Below are 19346 nucleotides of genomic sequence, written 5' to 3'. Positions count from 1 at the left end.
CTAAAGTGGGCGCTATTCTACGGATTTAACGGCACAGGTATAGTCCGAACAACGAAATAATCTAAGCCTTAGTGACAACATTTATTGGCAGTGAGCCAATTCCGCTACTTGGCTCGCTCGCTTAACCAATGACCAATATCGATGGCCAATGACTGATGTCGACGCAGTAATTGCGCACCTGAATAGTTGCCTTTGTAAAGCAACATGGTAGAGCGGTCATGACCATTCCACTCAAATAGCTCCTGAGCGGTTTGGTAGCTTTCAATGTGGTGTACTGAGCTGATGAAAAAGCTCGCGATATCGCGTAAGTTTTTGTAGCGCTCCTTAGTGGCATAGTCCATGTCTGGACTCAAAAATGCCATGTTGGCAACGTACATTTGATCTGCGGTAGTAACCGCATAAGGCGCAGAGCAGCCCACCGAGAGTATAGATATGTTGTTTGCCTTAGCGATTTTACCAGCAAGAAAACGGTAGGCGCTCAGCACATCGTCTTCCCAGTAGGCGGTTAACTGCGCCATTTTTTGCTGGTACTTAATCATGTCTTTGGTAGCGCGTTTGATCTTTTCATGGGAATATTGCACGGAAATACTCTCGCCAAAGCCACGTAAATCCAATAGCAATACATGATGACCCTGCTCAGCCAGTAAGTCCGCAACAGGGCGCAGCGCTTGGCGATCGGTTTGGCAACCGTGAAGTACTAAAAAACCATCGCTTTTGGGTAGGCCAGGTAGATAATCGGCGTTTAATGTGAATTTATCTTTGGTGACAATCGCAACGCTTGTCTCCGCATTAGTTCCTTCAGAAAAGTCTTCGGCCAGCGGCTGAGTTTGCTTTGCTTGTCCCTTGCTAAGCAATAACAACACCAATAAAGACATTTTGATCAACACAGTAAGTTTCATTGTGAAGCCCGCCCTACTTCATATTTTTCAGTAAGATAACAAAGCCATCGCAACGAGTAAAACTGCCGACGATTACTTTTATCAACGCGCTCGGTATAATAGCCAAAAATTTCGACTAAACGATCTGACCTTGGCATTACTTACCTACCGACTGCTACTCATTTTACTACTCCCCGTGATTTTGTTGTTAGCGCTAGTGCGCTCCTTTAATCACCCAGCCTATCGCCATCGACTGGGCGAGCGCTTGGGATTAGTTCCCAGTAATTTTAAACGGGGGGGGATTGTCATTCACGGGGCCAGTGTTGGTGAGATACTCGCGTTAAAGCCCTTCATCAACGAGTGTCTGCAAGCGTTTAATGATGTGCCGATAACCGTCACAACCTTTACCCCTACCGGCTCAGAGCAAGTACAGAAAATTTTCGGTGATCGGGTTCAGCATTGCTATTTGCCCCTCGATATTTGGCCGTGTAGCACCGGGTTTCTAAATGCGCTACAGCCAAGTGCTTTGGTGGTCATGGAAACTGAACTGTGGCCAAATTTGGTGGCACAAGCCAAACAACGCGGTACCAAATTGCTGTTAATAAACGGTCGCATCTCAGATAAATCGATTGGCCGCTATGAAAAGTTTTCTGCACTCATTCGCCCATGCTTAGCAAGATTTGATCAAGTGCTAGCACAGAGCGAGCTAAACCAGCAGCGATTAATTCACTTAGGGGCTAACGCCGAAACTTGTCATAACGTCGGTAATCTCAAGTACGACATTAAAGCCGGAGCAGATACCGCGCAAAAATACCAAGTTTTATCACCACTGCTGAATGTGGAACGCCCTATTTGGCTGCTCGCCAGTAGCCACGAGGGTGATGAAGCCATTGCCTTAGCGGCCTACCGCACTATCGCTAAACAATATCCAGACTTGTTGCTCGTCGTCGTGCCGCGCCATCCCGAACGTTTTGATAAGGTGGTGAATGTAATGCAGCAACAGCAAATCAGTGTGCAACGGCGCAGTGACAACCTGCCTATCTCAGCGAATACACAAGTTTGCGTGATGGACTCGTTAGGTGAGTTATTGGCCGCTTATCAATTTGCCGACATCGTCACCATTGGCGGTACATTTTCACATATTGGTGGGCACAATCCGCTCGAGCCTGCACTGTACCAAAAGCCCATCATTGTCGGAGCCGATATGGCGAACTTTGTTGAGGTACATCAACAAATGAGTGACCAGCAGGGTCTTATCACCTTAGCGAAAACAAATGATGACGACGCCCTTTCCCAAGCGCTAGCAGAACAAGTGGTCACGCTACTTGGCGATGAATCTACAGCAGCAAAGCTCGGCCGCAATGCCTATCAAGTGGTACAAGCGAATCAAGGATGTTGCGAGCGAACGTTCGCAGCGCTTAACGCCCTACTTAATACTTAATCCGAATTACGGTTACTCAATGTATGGCCAACGCGCATAGCAAGCGCAATGACCACCTAACAACTGCCTAACCAGACATGGCATGGGAATTATACCAATTGAATTAATTAATTGATCAATTCAGAGCGCTGTCAGCGGTGGGAGAACAAGCCAAATTTTTGTTGATATAGTCGTTCTACATCTCATCAATTTGGCGCAGTTATCGCGACGCTGACACGTTCCCAAAGGGCGAGTTTAAAAGGCTCATATGCGGCGTTATTGATTTTGACAAGGGAGCGACCATTCTCTGCAATCAATGCCTTGCTTCTAAGCCTTTTAATTCTCGCTGAATGATTAAGTATTTATTTCAATTGGTATTATTTAACAAGCTCGGGATACAGATCGGCAATAAGTTGGCGAATCTTATCTTTCACTTGCTCCACTTTAATATTTGCCATTAAATCATCGCCCTTGGCTCTGATGCCCCAAGGCAATTTACTAACCGGTTTATGCTGCTGCGCTTGAATCGCTTGCTGGTAGTAGCTCACTACGTAGTGTTGATAAGTATAAGGCCCAGTGCGCTTGGGGTTGCTGTGTGCGTACAAACCAACCACTGGCGTTGCAACCGTAACCGCCATATGTGCAGGGCCAGTATCAGGAGCAATCACCAAGTGCGCCAGTTTGAGACAAGCAGCCAGCTGCACCAGCGACGTTTTCCCCACTAAATTCATTAATGGCTCTGGGCAATTGGCTTGGATCATAGCCGCAAGCTTCTGCTCCAGCGCTGTTGGCCCACCGCAAAGCACCACCATAAACCCTTGTTGCTGCAAATAGTGGGCGATCTCACCATACCCTTGTGCATGCCAATTGCGCTCAGCCTTACTTGCTGCCGCACAAATAATGGCGATAGGCTTGTCACTGACCAATTGTTCGCTGGCCCATAATTGCTGCTCATCACTGATCGGCATTTGCCAGTGTGCTGTCGTATCACTTACGCCAACTGCTTGAGCAAAGCCCATAAAGCCATCAAGCACATGTGGCTCAGCCTGCAGCGCAATTTGCTGATTGGTGAACAACCACTGCCCTTCTTTTGCGCGCGCACGGTCAAAGCCAATGCGTTGTTTCGCTTTGATCATTAAGCTTGCAATACTCGCGCGCAGTGCCACTTGCATGTGGAGCAAAACATCAAATACTTGGCCAGCGAGTGCTTTACGCAGATCAAGATAGCCTTGTAACCCAGCTTTCTTGTCAAATATGACAAAATTAACGCCGGGCAATTCGCTGAGCAACATGGCTTCTACTTTGCCAATGACCCAAGTAATTTCACAATCAGGGTATTGGCGTTGAATCGCCTGAACCATAGCTACCGCGTGACATACGTCACCAATAGCGGATAAACGAAGAATACAGAGTTTTTTTGGAGCGATCATTTGACCCGCCATAGAGGAATCACCACAATAGGCAGCTTATGCTGGTATATAAAGTTGGCCTATTATCTTGAACCTAGATGCAATTGTAAATTCTGGACTGGCGTCATTAGTGAAGCAACAATCTCAATGGCTGCTTTACAGTACGCAATTTACTCATTTATTAAACCCTGACATGTTCGACAGTGACTATTGGCAGCAACGCAATGGTATTGTCGGTAGTGCACAAGGACGAGGCACCACCTACTTTGTCGCCTGTGAGCATGAGCAATGGGTGCTCAGGCACTATTATCGCGGCGGTTTAATTGGCAAGCTCATCAACGACAGCTACGTATTTACTGGCGTCGCAAATACACGTGCGATAAAAGAACACCTGTTGCTCACGCAACTGCAGCAATGGCAGCTACCAGCGCCGCGCCCTATCGCCTGTAGAATTAAGCGAAAGGGATTGTGTTACAGCGCAGATATTATCTCTGAGCGAATAAACAATGCGGAAGATCTGTATACACGCTTGTTGCGAGAACCCGTATCAGCAGCGCTGTGGCAGCAGATTGGCAAAACCATTGCCGCTTTTCACAAACGCGGCGTGTATCACCACGACTTAAATATTCACAACATCTTGTTGGATGACAACGACAAAGTGTGGCTCATTGACTTCGACCAAGGGGCAATCAAGGAGGGGACTCACTGGCAGCAAGATAATATGGCAAGGTTGTTAAGGTCTTTTCACAAAGAAAAAACCAAACACCCAGCTATCCATTGGCAAGATGCTAATTGGCAGTTACTTGAGCAAAGTTATCAGCAAGCACTCAAATAACGAATCTTAAACAGATTTATTAGCTTCGATTATACTGGTCACTAGCCAGCTAAACGCGCCTCTTCGTGGCGTGCTAAATAGAGTTCACGTGCCTTTACAAATTCAGGTAGTGCTTCTTCCGTTGTATACGGCTTCAAAATGACCAAAATTTTCAACACACCTTCATAGAAAACCGATGCGTCAATCTCGTTATCTATATTTTGTGTTTGGTAGAAGCTTAACCAGAAGGTATTGACCAAACGCAAAATGCTGACTAAATCAGGGAGCTCTTCATCGTCAAAGTTAATCATGCCAGCCTCGCGCAATGAAATCATCATGTCACTAACGCGTTTGCTAATGAGCTCCTGAACTTCAACATACTTCTCTCGCAACGACGGATTCTTTGCCAGCAAAACAGGAAGGTTAGCGTAAAAGAAACGGAATTTAGACATTGCCTGAAACACTGCATCCATATACAAAATAATGGCATCAAGCGGTTCAATATCGTCAGACATTAACGGAAAAGTGTCGAGAATTAAATTACGAGCATATTGTTCGTATATCGACAGAATAATGTCTTCTTTATTTCTGAAGTGATAATAGAGGTTGCCAGGACTAATACCTAAATGCGCGGCAATGTGATTGGTTGTGACATTGCGCTCGCCATGTTCATTAAACAATTCGATACTAGCTTGAATAATTTTATCCCATGTTTTCATTATTATTATGCACCCCTGTTCCCAGCTATCGGATTATCATACTACCAAAGCCAAGTGAACTTAAAGTATTTGCTCAAAAAAAACTTATCGTCGATTGTTGCTATTTTCATCACTGCCGCTTATCTTGACACTGACAAGATAAAGCAGATTATCAAGGAATAAATATGTTAGCGCAATGGCATCAAATGGTTAAAACTCGTGATACTCAGATGTTACCCGTAATTCTCGCAGACAATGTGGTACTGCACTCACCAGTAATTCACCGTCCCGTGGAAGGGAAAAAAATGGTCGGTATGTACTTAACTGCCGCGCTACATACCTTTGCCAATAATAGTTTTACCTACGACAAAGAATTCCTCTCAGAACATGGTGCTGTGCTTGAATTTAGCACCGAAATTGACGGTATCTTCGTCAATGGCATCGATATGATCACGTGGAATGAAGCAGGAAAAATTGTTGATTTCAAAGTAATGGTGCGGCCACTAAAGGCCATTAACCTGATCAATGAGCGCATGACTGCACTGCTAGCGCAATACAAAGCACAGCAGCGTTCGGCATGAACAACACGATAAACCGCGGCTTTGCGGTTAGCGCTCTTTATGTTTTGAAATAGTTTTCATCGGCCACTAAAATGCACAGTAATTTCACTCAATATATTGCCAACTAAGATGCCTGTAAAAGCAATTTATCCTGGGACATTTGACCCAGTTACCAATGGTCATACCGACCTGATTGAACGTGCCAGCAAGTTATTTGCCCAAGTAATTGTTGGTGTCGCGTTTAGCCCAAGTAAAAAACCGCGTTTTGATTTGCAACATCGTGTTAGTATGCTCGAGCAAGTTACGGCCCACTTAGACAACGTAAAAGTGGTCGGCTTTACGGGCTTATTGGTTGATTTTGCCAAAGAGCACCAAGCCAAGGTATTGATCCGTGGCTTGCGCGCAGTCTCTGATTTTGAATACGAATTTCAGCTCGCCAATATGAATCGTCGGCTATCGCCAGATTTAGAAAGCGTATTTTTAACACCGGCAGAAGAAAACTCATTTATTTCCTCAACCTTGGTCAAAGAAGTTGCCCTGCACAAAGGTGATGTCAGCCAGTTTGTTCACCCAGTTGTGCAACAAGCGTTGCAAGACTCAATGAAATAACGTACTGAAATAGCTATATTAAGTCGTACCCTTCTTATCAGAATTACTCAGCCCCAAGTGCTCAAATACCACAATTTGAGCACTGCATACTGCTTTTAACAAACGGCCTATGGCTTTTGGCATTGTGGACAATAAACCGAACTGCGGTTCGCTTGTCGCACTTCTTTTAACGTCGTTTCACACGTTAAACACGCCTGCCCTGCTCTGCCATAGACATAAAGTGATTGTTTGAAGTAGCCTGGACGACCATCAGCCTGGGTGAAATCTTTAAGCGTTGTCCCCCCCTGTTTGATGGCAGCAGCCAGCACTTCCTTGATATTCTTCGTCAGCAGCTGGCACTGCTTTTTGGTGAGCTTGCCCGCTTTTTTGGTTGGTCGAATACCGCTTAAAAACAAAGATTCGTTCGCGTAGATATTGCCAACACCTACAACCACAGGGTTATTCATAATAAAGGTTTTAACAGGCAGCGCTTTATTGCGCGACTTTTCATACAAATAATCGGCATGAAAATCATCAGTAAGAGGCTCTGGCCCTAATTTAGCCAACACCCCTTGCTCATCTTGATCACCAGCAAGCCAAAGTACAGCGCCAAAACGTCTTGGGTCGTTCAATCGCAATGCTTTACCATTTGCCAACACAATATCGACATGATCGTGTTTGACCGGCGCCAGTGCTTTATCAATAACACGGATGGTTCCCGACATCCCAAGGTGAATGAGAATACTGCCACTGGTTACTTTGATGATCAGGTATTTTGAGCGTCGTTCTAGCGCCAAAATAGCCTCGCCAATAGCGTCACTAATTTGCGCTGGGATTGGCCACCTAAGCTGGCGCTGACGAACAACAATGTCATCAATAATTTGCTTATCGATATGTGGTTTAATGCCTAAACGGCATACTTCGACTTCAGGTAATTCAGGCATAGTAATTCAACGTTATTGGCTATTACTGATTAACAAGCCATTGGGAATAAGCTGGCTAAACATGGGTGCTGGCAGGGCAACATAAATATCGGTTTGGTGATTGTGAACAATGACTTGTTCGCTCAATAAATACAAACTAAACAACTGAATATTAGGTTTGTCGGCTAACACCATACTGATAAATAAACCCGATTGCTGTGCGCGATCAATCGCTACGTCGATCACTTTTCCTTGCGCTTGCTGCCAAGTGCGCATCATCTGCTCGGTAAGTTGTGCAGAAATGCGTTGCTCCGGAAGTAAACGCCACGCTTGTCCGGCGCGCTCAATGGTGACTTGTTGATCAATATTCATGGTCAAAATAACTTTATTTTCACCAATCACATAATGCTCTGCTGTCATTGATTCAGCCGACTCATCTTTATTTAGCTGGGTAAAATTGATCAGCAAAATAAAGCCCATGACCGAAAAAATAATCACGTTGTTCCACGCGGCTCGAGAAAGTCTCATAGCATCCTAATCGAGTGATAAATAGCGCTATATCATACGAAAACTATCGCGCTATTACATTAAATTTCAGGCAATAAAAAACCCAGCAGTTGCTGGGTTTTTTAACAAATTCGAAAACTAAAACTACTTGATTTTAGCTTCTTTGTAGACAACGTGCTTACGTACTACAGGATCGAATTTTTTGATTTCCATTTTCTCTGGCATAGTCTTTTTATTCTTGTCAGTAGTATAAAAATGACCTGTTCCAGCAGAAGATACTAAACGAATTTTATCACGCATGACTTATTCCTTAGACTTTTTCGCCGCGTGCACGGATGTCAGCTAATACTGCATCGATGCCTTTCTTATCGATAATACGCATACCTTTAGGAGTAAGGCGTAATTTTACGAAACGGTTTTCGCTCTCAACCCAAAAACGGTGAGATTGAAGGTTTGGTAAGAAACGACGACGTGTCGCGTTTCTTGCGTGAGAACGGTTGTTCCCTACAACTGGTTTTTTGCCAGTTACTTGGCAAACTTTAGACATTTGAGTCACTCCAAAATTAATTTCAGCTCGAGCTAATTTCCCCTTGGCCGTCGCCGCGGGATCCTGAAAAAGGTGGCATATTATAGTGAAACTAAATGCTGAATGCTAGTACTATTCATATTTTAACCACACAGACAAATAAGTCTTTTATTTATCATGAAGATAGCTATATAAAACAAGCACAAACAGTCATTAAAAAACAGCCAAAGTGTCGCTTTAACATACTATTTTAGAGGGTTTTCGATCCTAATAACGTCGCTAATTGCTGTTTTTGATCTTGTGAGGCCAGCTGGTCTATTAAAATGCGAATGATATGAGATTTGGCAAGTTTTGATTCTTTTGCTAGTTGGTTGAGCTGGGCAATTGCATCTTCACTCAAGGTAAACGTAGCGTGACGAAATGGGCGATTGCTTTCCCTGTCTTTACTTTTGGCAACCACCTGTTGTTCAGCGGAAGCAATCGCTTGAGCGAGATTTAGGCTTTGTTTCGCGCCTTGTTTGCCCTCTTTAACGAGTTTAGGCTGTCCTTTCGCGTAGTCTTCCGCATCTGAAATAAATTCATCAACAGTAAAGTTTTTCTTTTTTACTGTTTTTCCTTTGCCTTTTTTGAGATCAGTTAAACTCATGAGAGTTATCCGGCTTCATCGCAAGTAGCTCCTCAGCGATTGCTATCATTTCTTTAGCGGCCTTACCGTCAGGCTCATTTTCCAATACCGAAGAACCCGACTCTTCACTGTCATCATAGACATTGCGATTGTAAGTGACGGCATTTAACACGTTAATACCGTACGAAGCGCACACTTCTTTCGCTTCTAAAATGCGATTGGCTTGAGTCGGCAAGGCTGGACATTGAGTGATCACAAATGAGGCGAGCATTTTCGGGTTAACCATCTTACAGGTACTAAGCATGTCCTCCATATGAGGGACTGTTTTTAGATCTCGACGTTTCGGCCTAAGTGGGATAACAACGTGGTCGGCGACCGACATTGCGGCGCGCAGTGCCAAGTTATCTTGGCCACCACAATCAACAACCACGTAATCATAATGCTGACTGAGACTTAGCAAATCATTGCGGATTTTACCGTAAAGTTGAATACAGTTTATCGCCGGCAGCGAAGGGTCAGTGTTACGCGCTTGAATCCAATCTGAGGTTGTGCGCTGCGGATCACAATCAACCATCAACACAATGGCGTTTTTGTGTTTAGCAAAATACACCGCTATATTCTGCGCTAAACAACTTTTACCACTACCACCTTTTTCACCACCAACCAATATCATCATGCCACTAACTTCCTATCAATACAGGTAGAATCTCGTGCTTACCTGTTAACCAGTATAGTTCAATTATCGTTTCTCATTACGCTGCACTAGCTACACTTTATCACCGAGTGTAAATGCGATTTCATACCAACCTGTCGGCTGCTCAGAGCACCTGACAACCCGACATTGGAAAGTCTGTTTATCTGGGGAATTTGCTTTAACCGTGATGGTCGCTTGGGTGTCTTCTGAAATAGCCATATCACAATCAACGCGAGCGCCACCACGTGAAAAATCAAGACAAGCTAAAGATTTGCTCCATTGGCGTCCGCTCTCATCGGCCCAACTTACTGTCACTAACTCTTTTTCCATGTCCAACCGAAATGATTGGCGTCGTTCTATCTCATGGTTACTGCTGTCGGTCATCAGACAATCCTTGCTTGTTCCTGTTACTAAAAATGTGATTCACTGAGCTATCACCTAGCGTTAATAGTTTTGTGTACAAAAAAACACCACGCTTTAGCTAAAACTAGCTGTCATTATGCTGATTTGCAACCACTTTACAGCTGACCGTGCTCGGCAAACGAGTAACATTGGTGGTTAGCGACGACAAGATGGTCGAGCACAGGTACCTCAATTAGCCCAAGTGCTTGAATCAACCGCTGCGTAATGCGGTGGTCAGCGTCACTGGGGGAAGCAACGCCCGATGGATGGTTATGCACTAAAATGACGGCAGCGGCATTGAGCGAAAGTACGCGTTCAACAACCACTCTTGGGTAGACGGCCGCCGCGTCGATGGTTCCTTCAAACAAACGTTCAAAGCCCATGACCTCGTGTTGGCTACTCAGTAACACCACACCAAATACTTCATGGCGCTCACCGCGCAGCTCCGAAATCAGATAGTCTTTGGTCTGCCTTGAGCTGGTCAAATAATGCTGTGTACTGGCCTGCTCCTTCAAGTAGCGCTTGGCCATCTCCAAGCACGCTTGCAACTGGACATATTTTGCCTGTCCTAAACCGTGAACTTGGCAAAAATCACTGATGCTCGCCTGATAAATGGCGGCAATACTGCCAAAGTTGTTCAATAGTTGGCGCGCCAAGTCAACAACCGAACACCCTTTGACCCCAGTGCGCAGAAAAATCGCCAATAACTCTGCGTCACTCAGCGCCGCAGGGCCTTGTTGCAACAACTTTTCACGCGGACGCTCTTGCGCTGGCCAAGTCTTTAACATGGTTAACTCCTTTTACTTTATCCTTGAATCTTATCCTTGATATACTGCGGCTCATCGTTAAAGTATCAAGCCATTCGGTTTTAAGATTAGCAACATATGCAAGCTTTACATAATAAAAACATTGTCTTAGGAATTACTGGTGGAATTGCCGCCTACAAAGGGCCAGAGCTGGTAAGAAGGCTCAAAGAGCAAGGGGCGAATGTGCGTGTTGTCGTCACTGAGTCTGCCAAAGCATTTGTTACACCGTTATCGTTACAAGCAGTGTCCGCTAACCCAGTATCAGATGACTTACTCGATCCACAAGCCGAGCTCGCCATGGGACACATTGAATTGGCAAAATGGGCTGATTTAGTGGTCGTCGCCCCTGCCACCGCGAATACGATTGCGAAATTAGCACACGGAATGGCAGACGATTTACTGACCACAATTGCCCTAGCAACAGCAGCGCCATTGGCAATTGCGCCGGCAATGAATCAACAAATGTGGCACAACCCGATGACCCAAAAAAATGTTGCCGCGCTAACAGCATATGGCGCTACCCTACTTGGCCCTGGCAGTGGTGAACAAGCCTGTGGCGATGTCGGCCTTGGCCGTATGCTTGATGTGCCAGAACTCGTCTCGGGGGTTATTGAAGTGCTCAGTACAAACCAGCAATTGCTTGCGGGCCAGCACTGGGTGATAACGGCTGGGCCAACGCAAGAGCCTATCGACCCCGTGCGGTACATCTCTAATCACAGCTCAGGTAAAATGGGCTACGCTGTTGCACAAGCGGCACTAGAGGCCGGTGCTAAAGTCACCTTAATTTCAGGACCAACTAAGCTAGCACCACCACAAGGTGCTGACTTCATCCCTGTGATTACGGCCGCAGAAATGCATCAACAAGCACTGTCACACGCGACCAGTGCCAATATCTTCGTGGCTTGTGCCGCAGTTGCTGACTATCGTGTTGCCCAAGTTGCCGATCAAAAAATCAAAAAACACGAAGACGCAATGCAGATCAGTATGGTGAAAAACCCAGATATTGTCGCCGATGTCGCAGGACTGACCCAAGGCCGCCCATTTACCGTTGGCTTTGCCGCTGAGACACAAGACGTTGAGCAATATGCACGCGGCAAATTACAGCGCAAGAACCTGGATTTGATTGCGGCGAATAACGTCTCACTCTCAGGTCAAGGCTTTAACAGTGATGACAACGCGCTCACCGTATTTTCTGCCGACGATAGAACTGAGCTGGCATTGACCAGCAAATCTCAGCTAGCGAAAGAGCTAGTGGCGATTATTTCATCAAAAGCAGAGCGCAAGGCGTAAGTATTTGCTTACTAACGTAACAATTTGCGCTACATCATATTTGTCGTAGCGCGCTTGATGTTAGTATCACCGAGCCGCTAAAATCACGGCGATAAAATCAACAACAATTCGACTGAGAAGTTTTAGATGTCAACCACCGAAAAACCTAACCGTAAACAGCAAATCCTTGAATGTTTAGCGCTGATGTTACAATCAAGCCCCGGCCAGCGTATTACTACGGCAAAACTTGCCGCCGAAGTGGGTGTCTCTGAAGCTGCACTATATCGCCATTTCCCATCTAAGGCGCGCATGTTCGAAGGCTTGATCGAGTTTATTGAAGAGTCTATTTTTTCTCGTATCAACTTAATTTTGACCGATCACAAAGAAGCCGTGATCCGCTGTCATCACATTTTACATGTATTGCTAATATTCGCTGAGCGCAACCCAGGTATGTGTCGTATTTTGTCGGGCGATGCACTGATGGGTGAAAACGAACGTTTGCGTGCACGTGTCAATCAATTCTTTGAGAAATTAGAATCACAATTTAAACAAGTACTACGCGAGCGCAAGCTGCGCGAAGGTAAAGGTTTTGAAATTTCAGAGCAGGCGTTAGCTAATCTGTTAGTTTCATTCGCTGAAGGGAAAATCAGCCAATACGTGCGCTCTGGTTTCAGTAAAAAACCAAGTGACGAATTTAACGAGCAATGGCAGTTTTTAATGGCGAGCAAGTAAGTTAGCTCTCGCCCTAACAAGCCATCAAAAGCTTTTGATCAGAGCAAGCTCCTGAACAGCATAAACACTAACGCCAGCCTTCTGCCTCAATACCACAGCGGCTGGCGTTTAATTTTATAGGTAAAACAATGTCGCAGTTAGCACAACTTTCGCCAAATACCCTTTGGCAGCTATTTGAAAAAATTTGCAGTATTCCGCACCCCTCAAAACACGAACAAGCCATTTCGGCTTGGATTCAGTCTTGGGCAAAAGAGCTAGGTATTTCCGTAAAAGAAGACGCCGTTGGTAACCTGATTTTAAAGAAGCCAGCAACAGCGGGCATGGAAGATAAAAAAGGCGTCATTCTGCAAGCACACATGGATATGGTGCCGCAAAAAAACAACGATACAACACATGACTTCTTAACCGACCCGATTCAGCCATACACGGTTGCAGAAGCCGATGGCTTATGGGTCACAGCAAAAGACACTACGCTAGGTGCTGACAATGGTATTGGTTTAGCCTCAGCACTGGCGGTATTGGCAAGTGATGACATAGCCCACGGCCCATTGGAAGTGCTGGTTACGATTGATGAAGAAGCTGGTATGACAGGTGCCTTCGGATTACAACCGGGTGAATTCGACGGCGACATCTTGATCAATACGGATTCTGAGCAAGAAGGTGAAGTTTACATGGGCTGTGCTGGTGGTATCGACGGCAATGCGAGCTTTGCCATCGAAACGGAATCAGTTCCTGCTGACTACCAAGCATTTAACGTGTCATTGTCAGGCTTAAAAGGTGGCCATTCCGGTGTTGATATTGACACGGGCCGCGCCAATGCCAACAAGTTATTGGTGCGTTTTTTACTGTCAGCAGTTAAACAATTCGATATTCAACTGACTGAGCTTAACGGCGGTAGCCTGCGCAATGCGATCCCTCGTGAAGCCAACGCTAGCTTTGTTGTAGCCAAAGCGAATGTGCCAGCGCTGAAAACAGCCGTTGCTGACTATTTGGCACAGGCGCGCGACAACTTAAAGGCGATCGAAACTGACCTCGACATGCTGCTTATCTCGCCAGAAGACTTTCAACAATGTTGGTCAAAGGCATGTCAGCTCAACATACTTAATGCGTTAAACGCTTGCCCTAACGGTGTCGTCCGCATGAGTGATGACATTGAAGGGATCGCTGAAACCTCGCTAAACCTTGGCGTAATGCGCACCAAAGGGCGCAAATTTGTCGCGCAAACCCTGATCCGCAGCTTGCACGATGATGGCCGATTAGCCACCGAAGAAACCGTGCGTTCAGTATTTGACCTCGCGGGTGCAACCATTGAATTTAGCGGCGCTTATCCGGGTTGGCAGCCAGATACCAGCTCACCGGTGATGCAAGTCGTGCGCGAAACTTATCAAGCTGAGTTTGGTAAATTGCCGGAGATCATGGTCATTCACGCTGGGCTAGAATGTGGTTTATTTAAAACAGCTTACCCACACTGGGACATGGTGTCATTTGGCCCAACCATTAAGTTCCCACATTCGCCTGATGAAAAGGTCAATGTTGAAACGGTAGGCCAGTACTGGCAGCTACTATTAGCTGTACTAAAAAATATTCCGGCAAAGTAGTGTGAGTTAATGCTGTAAGCGTTTAAAAAGGTGGCATCAGCCACCTTTTTTGATCGCGAACGGTAACCGCTAGCACAATTCCCAATTGCCAATACATAAGCTATAGTGCGTTACTGGCCTAGGAGATTACAACAGGATAAGTGCATGATTCAGCCTGATAAAATAATAATAGCTGACGATCATCCGTTATTTCGACAAGCGTTGCTCACCACCTTGTCACAGCGCATTACGCCATGCCAATGGCTGGAAGCCGAAACCATCGCTGAGCTAGACAGCCAGCTCTCAAGCCACCAAGATGCTGATCTACTTATTTTGGATCTGAATATTCCCGGTGGTCATGGCTTCAACAACCTCATTAATGTGCGCAAGCATCACCCGCAGATTCCGGTCGTCATCATGTCAGCCCATGAAGACAACGACACAATGAACAAAGCAATCGACTTAGGTGCGCAAGGCTTTATCCCCAAATCAACGCCAGTCGCTGCGATCTATCAAGCCATTATTGAAATTCTCAACGGCAAGCAATGGTTGCCTGCCCAGTTTAGTGCCCAATCGCCAGTTGAAGAGTGCCACGATATCGCCGAGCGGGTGGCGAGTTTGACCCAACAACAGCACAAAATTCTGATGATGTTTGCACAAGGGATGCTCAACAAGCAAATTGCTTACGATCTCAATGTCTCTGAGGCCACGATCAAAGCACACGCGACCGCAATTTTTAAAAAGCTTAACGTCCGCAATCGCACGCAAGCCGTGATTGCCATTAGTCACCTCGACCTAAGCGATCAGGACTTGAGCAATTAACGAGCACTGGTGCCAATATGATGGGCTAAGTACACTGATTTGGCGGGCATTGGCATTAGCTGAGGCATAGACAGGTTAATATCGCGACATTAGCCTCGCTCTGCGATAAATTGGCGATGTAATTGTTCACTCAATTTGGCGCTCATCAACGCCCTTAACGCAGCGGGCTTGACCATCTTTCGCATAAACCCTATCTCGTTTGCTGCGGCTTTGTCATCGAGCGCATACTCACTGCTGGCGCTCACTAAGATGGCGGGCAAATAAACATTGGTCATCGCCCGCATTGCTTGGATCAATTCGATGCCATTGTCGGTTGCCGACAGCTGATAATCAACCAACAGAATGTCGATGCTAAGCTTATGTTGTGCAAACATTGTTAACGCACTCGCTGCGCTGTTGGCCGCCAGCACTTCACAATGCCAACTCGATAGCATCTCCACCATCCCCGCGAGCACATCTTCATCGTCATCAACGCAAAGTACACAAATGCCGTTGAGTGTCGCAGGCTTGTTGGCTTGCATAATGGGCTTGCTAACCGCCTCTACTCGCGGAACAGCTATCGAAAAACAACAACCATGGCCTTGCAGAGCAACCAGTGACAGCTGATGCCCCAATACTTGGCTGATGCCCTTAGTGATGCTGAGTCCTAAGCCCAGCCCTTTACCACTGTGTTGTTCTTGAGCCAGCTGTGTAAACTGCTCAAATACGGCGGTCTGTTGCGCCGCTGGGATACCGGGGCCAGTATCGATCACTTGAATGAGCACTTTGTTATGACTGCGCCTAACCCCTAATAACAGCCGACCTGGGCTGGCATAGCGAAAAGCATTGGTGATCAAGTTTTGCAACATACGGCGCAACAAGTAACCATCAGAGTAGACCCAAACTTTGGTTGGCATCACCTGAAATTCAACACCGTGCTGCTGAGCAGACAATGAAAACTCACTGGCGATTTCATCAAATAAGGTTTGCAAAGCAAAAGGTTCAACATTCGGACTTATTTTGCCGCTTTCAATACGCGTGATTTCAGCGAGATCTGACAACAATTCGTTAGCCACTTTGAGCGAATTGCTGATGTTGTCAACCTGACGCTGCTGTTGCGCAGACAACGACTGGTTAGCCAATGCTTCACTGAAGAGACGTGCCGCCTCAATCGGTTGCATCAAATCATGGCTACACGCTTTTAAATACAAACTTTTTTGGTAATGTGCCTGCTCAGCCTTTTCTCTCGCTCGCGCTAACTCACGGTTAGCATTGGCCAACTTTTCGGTGCGTTCATTGACCCGTGCCTCTAGATCGACATTGGCATCTTTCAGTACTTGCTCTGCTCGTCGATAGGCACTGATATCGGAAAACAGCATCACAAAACCGCCATCAGGTAATGGGTTACCTTGAATGCGAATCACCTTATCGCCTAACTCGCGCTCTGAGCTGTGCGGGCTACCTTGGCGCAAAAAATCAATACGACGTTGCACTTGCTGTTCAATGTTTTTTGCGGCGTATAAATCTCGCTCTAGGTTAAAGCGAATCAGTGAAGCGATAGGGCTACCAACATAAACAAGCGATTCCGGATAGCCAAACAGTTCAAGGTACTTTTTATTCCACGCCACTAAATTCAATGATTTATCAATAATCGAGATACCTTCGCTGGCGTTTTCTATTGCACTTTGCAGCAATGACTGACCAAATTGCTGCTGCTGGCTGGATGCTTCCTCAACTAATATGGCTAACTCGTCTAACGCGAAGTCTCGCCCCTCTAGTGCAGACGACAACACCAAACGCGCTGATGATGCGCCCATAGTGCTCGCTAACTTACTCTCGGTGAAGTGCAACAATTGCTGGTTGTATTGGGCGGCGCCAATAACCACCTTATTCACCGAGGCATCAAAACTGGCAAAGCTTTCTCGCGCTTTGTCTTGACCAATAAAGCGTGAAACAAGCAGTTCTAGCTCTTTCGGGCTAACTGCTTTTTTGTGCTGTTTCGTTGCGGTGACGGTTGGTTGCCATTCTAGAAATACAGAGGCTTGTACGCGCTCTTGCACACTTTGACGACTAATTTGAGAAACGGTGTACATGACAAAAATATTAGCCACCAAACTGAATAAACTCACCATAGTGCTGCTGTTGACTAAGGCATCACTGAAGCCGTCAACACTGATCCCCAGTTGTGGCAGGAAGCTTAAAAATAGCCACATTGAAAAGCCCACTAAAATACCCGCGAAAACCCCCGTTAAACTGGCACCTCGCCAATAAAATGCAGCTAACAAGGCAGGGGTTAGTTGCGCAAATGCGCCAAATGCGACAACACCGAGAGCCGCTAAGGCATCTGGCGATGCCACTAGAAACACTAAGTAGCCGAGCATAATCACAAAGAACACTAAAAACTTGCGTATTTTTAGCAAATTAACGCGAAATTCATCGAATGACAGTTGCTGTTTACGCGAGCGGTAGCGATAAACTAACGGGAAGATAATCTCGTTGCTTAACATAGTACTAAGCGCAATCGCGGCAATAATCACCATAGAGCTTGCCGCCGATATCGCCCCTAAAAAAGCCAATAACGTCATCCAAGCCTGACCACTAGCCGCCGGCAGGAATAAAACATATGTATCAGCCGGCACTTGATTGCCCAGTAGTTCCTTGCCCGCCAAGCCCATCGGAATCGCTAACACCGCAAAAATAAAGAGGTAAATAGGAAATAGCGAACGTGCAAGTCTCGTGTCACGCTCGTCTTGCAGCTCAACCACCATTACCTGAAATTGGCGCGGTAGTGACAAAAAAGCGGCCATCACTATGATCAACATTGCCAACCAGCCAGTGATATTGGAAAAAGCGAGTTGCTCTTCAACTTGCGCCTGCGCGCCAGCTTGTTCCCACAGAGCCAGTGGCGAATCGAAAAGAAAAAAGCAGACAAAAATGCCGATAGTGACAAACGCAAATAACTTCACCAGAGACTCAAACGCAATCGCCAACATCACCCCCGGATGACGCTCGGTCACATCAAGCTGGCGAACGCCAAAGACGATGGTAAACCCCGCAAGTACCATGCTAATGATCAGTCCCAGCTGGGCTGAACTCACCAGCGCACGCCCTTGTAGCTGCTCAAAAGAGTAAACAATGGCTTTAAGTTGCAAGGCAAGGTACGGCATCGTCCCCACCAGTGCGACAATGGTCACCAGAATCGCTAAGTTATGGGATTTGCCAAAACGCGCGGCCAGTAGATCGGCTATTGAGGTCAGGTTCAATTTGATACTGACCCGAATCATGCGCATCAGAAATGGCCACGCAAAGACAAACAGTAAAATCGGCCCCAGAAAAATAGGGAGGTGAGAGAAAAAGTCAGTCGCTGCCTGCCCAGTGGTGCCCATAAAACTCCACGAGGTACAGTAAACCCCCATGGTCATCGCGTAAATCAGTGGCTGCCACTGCTTGGTCAGGTGATGTCGGTATTTGTCGCCAAGATAAGCGATACCAAACAGCAATCCGATATAGCTTAAACTGACGGCGATTAACTGCCAATTGGCAAACATAAGGCTACAGCATCCTTGTTAGTTCATTGCACGGTCAACCGCAGTAATCCGCTTATTGCACCGTTTGACTATAAAATTCACTGATATATTTACCACCTTTTATGGTAACTATCATCCGCAACCGCTGCTTTTCGCCTTTTTCTGGGATGCGCTCGCGCAAATCAGTTGGCTGCTGCCAATAGTATGGCGAATTTGCCATTGCTAAATGATAGGTTTGATACTGATCTTTGCTATCGACTATGAACAGCACAGCACTGTCTATCGGGTAAGTAGAATTGACCCCGGTAATACCGTTTTTATCAAATACATTGACCAATAAGTCGCCCGCAGAAAATACACACTTTTCGTTGATAACGTCACAGTGACCATCAGGCACTAATTGGATAACTTTGTCTTGATTAGCGCGATATTCCAGATAGTAATCTGAGGCAATATAACCACCGAGTAATAAAAACGGGGCAATAAAAATCGCCAACTTAGTATGCTTATTCATGTAACTCCTTGCCGTGTTTCAAAGCCGCCAGTTCCAAGAAAAAAGGCAATCTAGGCAACTTAACCCTAAAGCCTGC

At 46.0% G+C, this 19346-nt stretch carries 21 protein-coding genes; 8 read left to right on the top strand and 13 right to left on the bottom strand.

Features of this window, described 5'->3' with window-relative positions; all coding sequences use genetic code 11:
* Positions 1-104 precede the first annotated feature (104 nt).
* On the bottom strand, positions 105-899 hold the full coding sequence (locus DXX93_RS00500) for an alpha/beta hydrolase (protein WP_116006344.1): 795 nt from the start codon (positions 897-899) through the stop codon (positions 105-107).
* Positions 900-1029: 130 nt separating this feature from the next.
* Here DXX93_RS00500 and waaA point away from each other — a divergent pair, with 130 nt between their 5' ends.
* On the top strand, positions 1030-2319 hold the full coding sequence (gene waaA / locus DXX93_RS00495; protein WP_116006343.1) for a lipid IV(A) 3-deoxy-D-manno-octulosonic acid transferase: 1290 nt from the start codon (positions 1030-1032) through the stop codon (positions 2317-2319).
* Between the two features lie 356 nt (positions 2320-2675).
* On the opposite strand, the gene DXX93_RS00490 is transcribed toward waaA, so the two are convergent.
* The gene (locus DXX93_RS00490) at positions 2676-3728 is read right to left on the bottom strand and encodes a glycosyltransferase family 9 protein (RefSeq protein ID WP_258872552.1); all 1053 of its coding nucleotides are present in this window, start codon (positions 3726-3728) and stop codon (positions 2676-2678) included.
* Positions 3729-3837: 109 nt separating this feature from the next.
* On the opposite strand from DXX93_RS00490, the gene DXX93_RS00485 reads away from it, so the two are divergent.
* Positions 3838-4542 carry a 3-deoxy-D-manno-octulosonic acid kinase gene (locus DXX93_RS00485; RefSeq protein WP_181902095.1) on the top strand — a complete coding sequence of 235 codons (705 nt, stop codon included), beginning with the start codon at positions 3838-3840 and terminating at the stop codon, positions 4540-4542.
* 41 nt (positions 4543-4583) lie between these two features.
* Here DXX93_RS00485 and DXX93_RS00480 read toward each other — a convergent pair whose 3' ends face one another.
* A complete protein-coding gene (locus DXX93_RS00480; protein WP_116006340.1) occupies positions 4584-5240 on the bottom strand; it encodes a TetR/AcrR family transcriptional regulator in 657 nt (218 codons plus the stop codon).
* 164 nt (positions 5241-5404) lie between these two features.
* Here DXX93_RS00480 and DXX93_RS00475 point away from each other — a divergent pair, with 164 nt between their 5' ends.
* Together DXX93_RS00475 and coaD are read left to right on the top strand one after the other, a co-directional pair.
* Complete coding sequence (locus DXX93_RS00475; protein ID WP_116006339.1) at positions 5405-5800, top strand: nuclear transport factor 2 family protein; 396 nt, start codon at positions 5405-5407, stop codon at positions 5798-5800.
* A gap of 108 nt (positions 5801-5908) precedes the next feature.
* Positions 5909-6388 (top strand): pantetheine-phosphate adenylyltransferase, encoded by a 480-nt coding sequence (gene coaD / locus DXX93_RS00470; RefSeq protein ID WP_116006338.1) that lies wholly within the window; start codon positions 5909-5911, stop codon positions 6386-6388.
* Between the two features lie 107 nt (positions 6389-6495).
* On the opposite strand, the gene mutM is transcribed toward coaD, so the two are convergent.
* The 8 genes from mutM to radC all read right to left on the bottom strand — a co-directional run bounded on the left by mutM (position 6496) and on the right by radC (position 10832).
* Complete coding sequence (gene mutM / locus DXX93_RS00465; RefSeq protein ID WP_116006337.1) at positions 6496-7311, bottom strand: bifunctional DNA-formamidopyrimidine glycosylase/DNA-(apurinic or apyrimidinic site) lyase; 816 nt, start codon at positions 7309-7311, stop codon at positions 6496-6498.
* A 12-nt stretch (positions 7312-7323) separates the two neighbouring features.
* A complete protein-coding gene (locus DXX93_RS00460) occupies positions 7324-7818 on the bottom strand; it encodes a hypothetical protein (RefSeq protein WP_116006336.1) in 495 nt (164 codons plus the stop codon).
* A 123-nt stretch (positions 7819-7941) separates the two neighbouring features.
* A complete protein-coding gene (rpmG, locus tag DXX93_RS00455) occupies positions 7942-8097 on the bottom strand; it encodes a 50S ribosomal protein L33 (RefSeq protein ID WP_115998628.1) in 156 nt (51 codons plus the stop codon).
* A gap of 10 nt (positions 8098-8107) precedes the next feature.
* A complete protein-coding gene (rpmB, locus tag DXX93_RS00450; protein WP_084692866.1) occupies positions 8108-8344 on the bottom strand; it encodes a 50S ribosomal protein L28 in 237 nt (78 codons plus the stop codon).
* A 229-nt stretch (positions 8345-8573) separates the two neighbouring features.
* Positions 8574-8969 carry a hypothetical protein gene (locus DXX93_RS00445; protein ID WP_116006335.1) on the bottom strand — a complete coding sequence of 132 codons (396 nt, stop codon included), beginning with the start codon at positions 8967-8969 and terminating at the stop codon, positions 8574-8576.
* Positions 8956-9624 (bottom strand): AAA family ATPase, encoded by a 669-nt coding sequence (locus tag DXX93_RS00440; protein WP_116006334.1) that lies wholly within the window; start codon positions 9622-9624, stop codon positions 8956-8958. Before DXX93_RS00440 ends, DXX93_RS00445 begins: the two co-directional genes overlap by 14 nt.
* Before the next feature lie 90 nt (positions 9625-9714).
* Entirely contained in the window at positions 9715-10026 is a 312-nt protein-coding gene (locus DXX93_RS00435) for a PilZ domain-containing protein (protein WP_116006333.1), read from the bottom strand.
* A gap of 134 nt (positions 10027-10160) precedes the next feature.
* The gene (gene radC, locus DXX93_RS00430) at positions 10161-10832 is read right to left on the bottom strand and encodes a RadC family protein (RefSeq protein WP_116006332.1); all 672 of its coding nucleotides are present in this window, start codon (positions 10830-10832) and stop codon (positions 10161-10163) included.
* 96 nt (positions 10833-10928) lie between these two features.
* Between radC and coaBC the strand changes: the two genes are divergently transcribed.
* From coaBC to DXX93_RS00410, 4 genes are all read left to right on the top strand, one after another.
* A complete protein-coding gene (gene coaBC, locus DXX93_RS00425) occupies positions 10929-12140 on the top strand; it encodes a bifunctional phosphopantothenoylcysteine decarboxylase/phosphopantothenate--cysteine ligase CoaBC (protein ID WP_116006331.1) in 1212 nt (403 codons plus the stop codon).
* A 126-nt stretch (positions 12141-12266) separates the two neighbouring features.
* Complete coding sequence (gene slmA / locus DXX93_RS00420) at positions 12267-12851, top strand: nucleoid occlusion factor SlmA (protein WP_116006330.1); 585 nt, start codon at positions 12267-12269, stop codon at positions 12849-12851.
* A gap of 128 nt (positions 12852-12979) precedes the next feature.
* A complete protein-coding gene (locus tag DXX93_RS00415) occupies positions 12980-14449 on the top strand; it encodes an aminoacyl-histidine dipeptidase (protein WP_116006329.1) in 1470 nt (489 codons plus the stop codon).
* 144 nt (positions 14450-14593) lie between these two features.
* Entirely contained in the window at positions 14594-15250 is a 657-nt protein-coding gene (locus DXX93_RS00410) for a response regulator transcription factor (protein ID WP_116006328.1), read from the top strand.
* Positions 15251-15339: 89 nt separating this feature from the next.
* Here DXX93_RS00410 and DXX93_RS00405 read toward each other — a convergent pair whose 3' ends face one another.
* Complete coding sequence (locus DXX93_RS00405; protein WP_116006327.1) at positions 15340-18777, bottom strand: hybrid sensor histidine kinase/response regulator; 3438 nt, start codon at positions 18775-18777, stop codon at positions 15340-15342.
* A gap of 52 nt (positions 18778-18829) precedes the next feature.
* Positions 18830-19270, bottom strand: coding sequence for a hypothetical protein (locus DXX93_RS00400; RefSeq protein WP_116006326.1), 441 nt, complete (start codon positions 19268-19270; stop codon positions 18830-18832).
* Between the last annotated feature and the right edge of the window lie 76 nt (positions 19271-19346).

The organism is Thalassotalea euphylliae (genome assembly GCF_003390335.1).
Classification (GTDB): Bacteria; Pseudomonadota; Gammaproteobacteria; order Enterobacterales; family Alteromonadaceae; genus Thalassotalea_F; species Thalassotalea_F euphylliae_B.
This window is presented reverse-complemented; position numbering and strand designations above follow the sequence as displayed.

Coding starts and splice junctions, on each gene's coding strand:
- DXX93_RS00400 (WP_116006326.1), bottom strand. CDS start 19,270: ATGAATAAGCATACTAAGTTGGCGATTTTTATTGCCCCGTTTTTATTA.
- DXX93_RS00415 (WP_116006329.1), top strand. CDS start 12,980: ATGTCGCAGTTAGCACAACTTTCGCCAAATACCCTTTGGCAGCTATTT.
- DXX93_RS00445 (WP_116006335.1), bottom strand. CDS start 8,969: ATGAGTTTAACTGATCTCAAAAAAGGCAAAGGAAAAACAGTAAAAAAG.
- DXX93_RS00475 (WP_116006339.1), top strand. CDS start 5,405: ATGTTAGCGCAATGGCATCAAATGGTTAAAACTCGTGATACTCAGATG.
- mutM (WP_116006337.1), bottom strand. CDS start 7,311: ATGCCTGAATTACCTGAAGTCGAAGTATGCCGTTTAGGCATTAAACCA.
- DXX93_RS00410 (WP_116006328.1), top strand. CDS start 14,594: ATGATTCAGCCTGATAAAATAATAATAGCTGACGATCATCCGTTATTT.
- rpmB (WP_084692866.1), bottom strand. CDS start 8,344: ATGTCTAAAGTTTGCCAAGTAACTGGCAAAAAACCAGTTGTAGGGAAC.
- DXX93_RS00460 (WP_116006336.1), bottom strand. CDS start 7,818: ATGAGACTTTCTCGAGCCGCGTGGAACAACGTGATTATTTTTTCGGTC.
- coaD (WP_116006338.1), top strand. CDS start 5,909: ATGCCTGTAAAAGCAATTTATCCTGGGACATTTGACCCAGTTACCAAT.
- DXX93_RS00490 (WP_258872552.1), bottom strand. CDS start 3,728: ATGATCGCTCCAAAAAAACTCTGTATTCTTCGTTTATCCGCTATTGGT.
- DXX93_RS00500 (WP_116006344.1), bottom strand. CDS start 899: ATGAAACTTACTGTGTTGATCAAAATGTCTTTATTGGTGTTGTTATTG.
- DXX93_RS00440 (WP_116006334.1), bottom strand. CDS start 9,624: ATGATGATATTGGTTGGTGGTGAAAAAGGTGGTAGTGGTAAAAGTTGT.
- coaBC (WP_116006331.1), top strand. CDS start 10,929: ATGCAAGCTTTACATAATAAAAACATTGTCTTAGGAATTACTGGTGGA.
- slmA (WP_116006330.1), top strand. CDS start 12,267: ATGTCAACCACCGAAAAACCTAACCGTAAACAGCAAATCCTTGAATGT.
- DXX93_RS00480 (WP_116006340.1), bottom strand. CDS start 5,240: ATGAAAACATGGGATAAAATTATTCAAGCTAGTATCGAATTGTTTAAT.
- DXX93_RS00405 (WP_116006327.1), bottom strand. CDS start 18,777: ATGTTTGCCAATTGGCAGTTAATCGCCGTCAGTTTAAGCTATATCGGA.
- radC (WP_116006332.1), bottom strand. CDS start 10,832: ATGTTAAAGACTTGGCCAGCGCAAGAGCGTCCGCGTGAAAAGTTGTTG.
- rpmG (WP_115998628.1), bottom strand. CDS start 8,097: ATGCGTGATAAAATTCGTTTAGTATCTTCTGCTGGAACAGGTCATTTT.
- DXX93_RS00435 (WP_116006333.1), bottom strand. CDS start 10,026: ATGACCGACAGCAGTAACCATGAGATAGAACGACGCCAATCATTTCGG.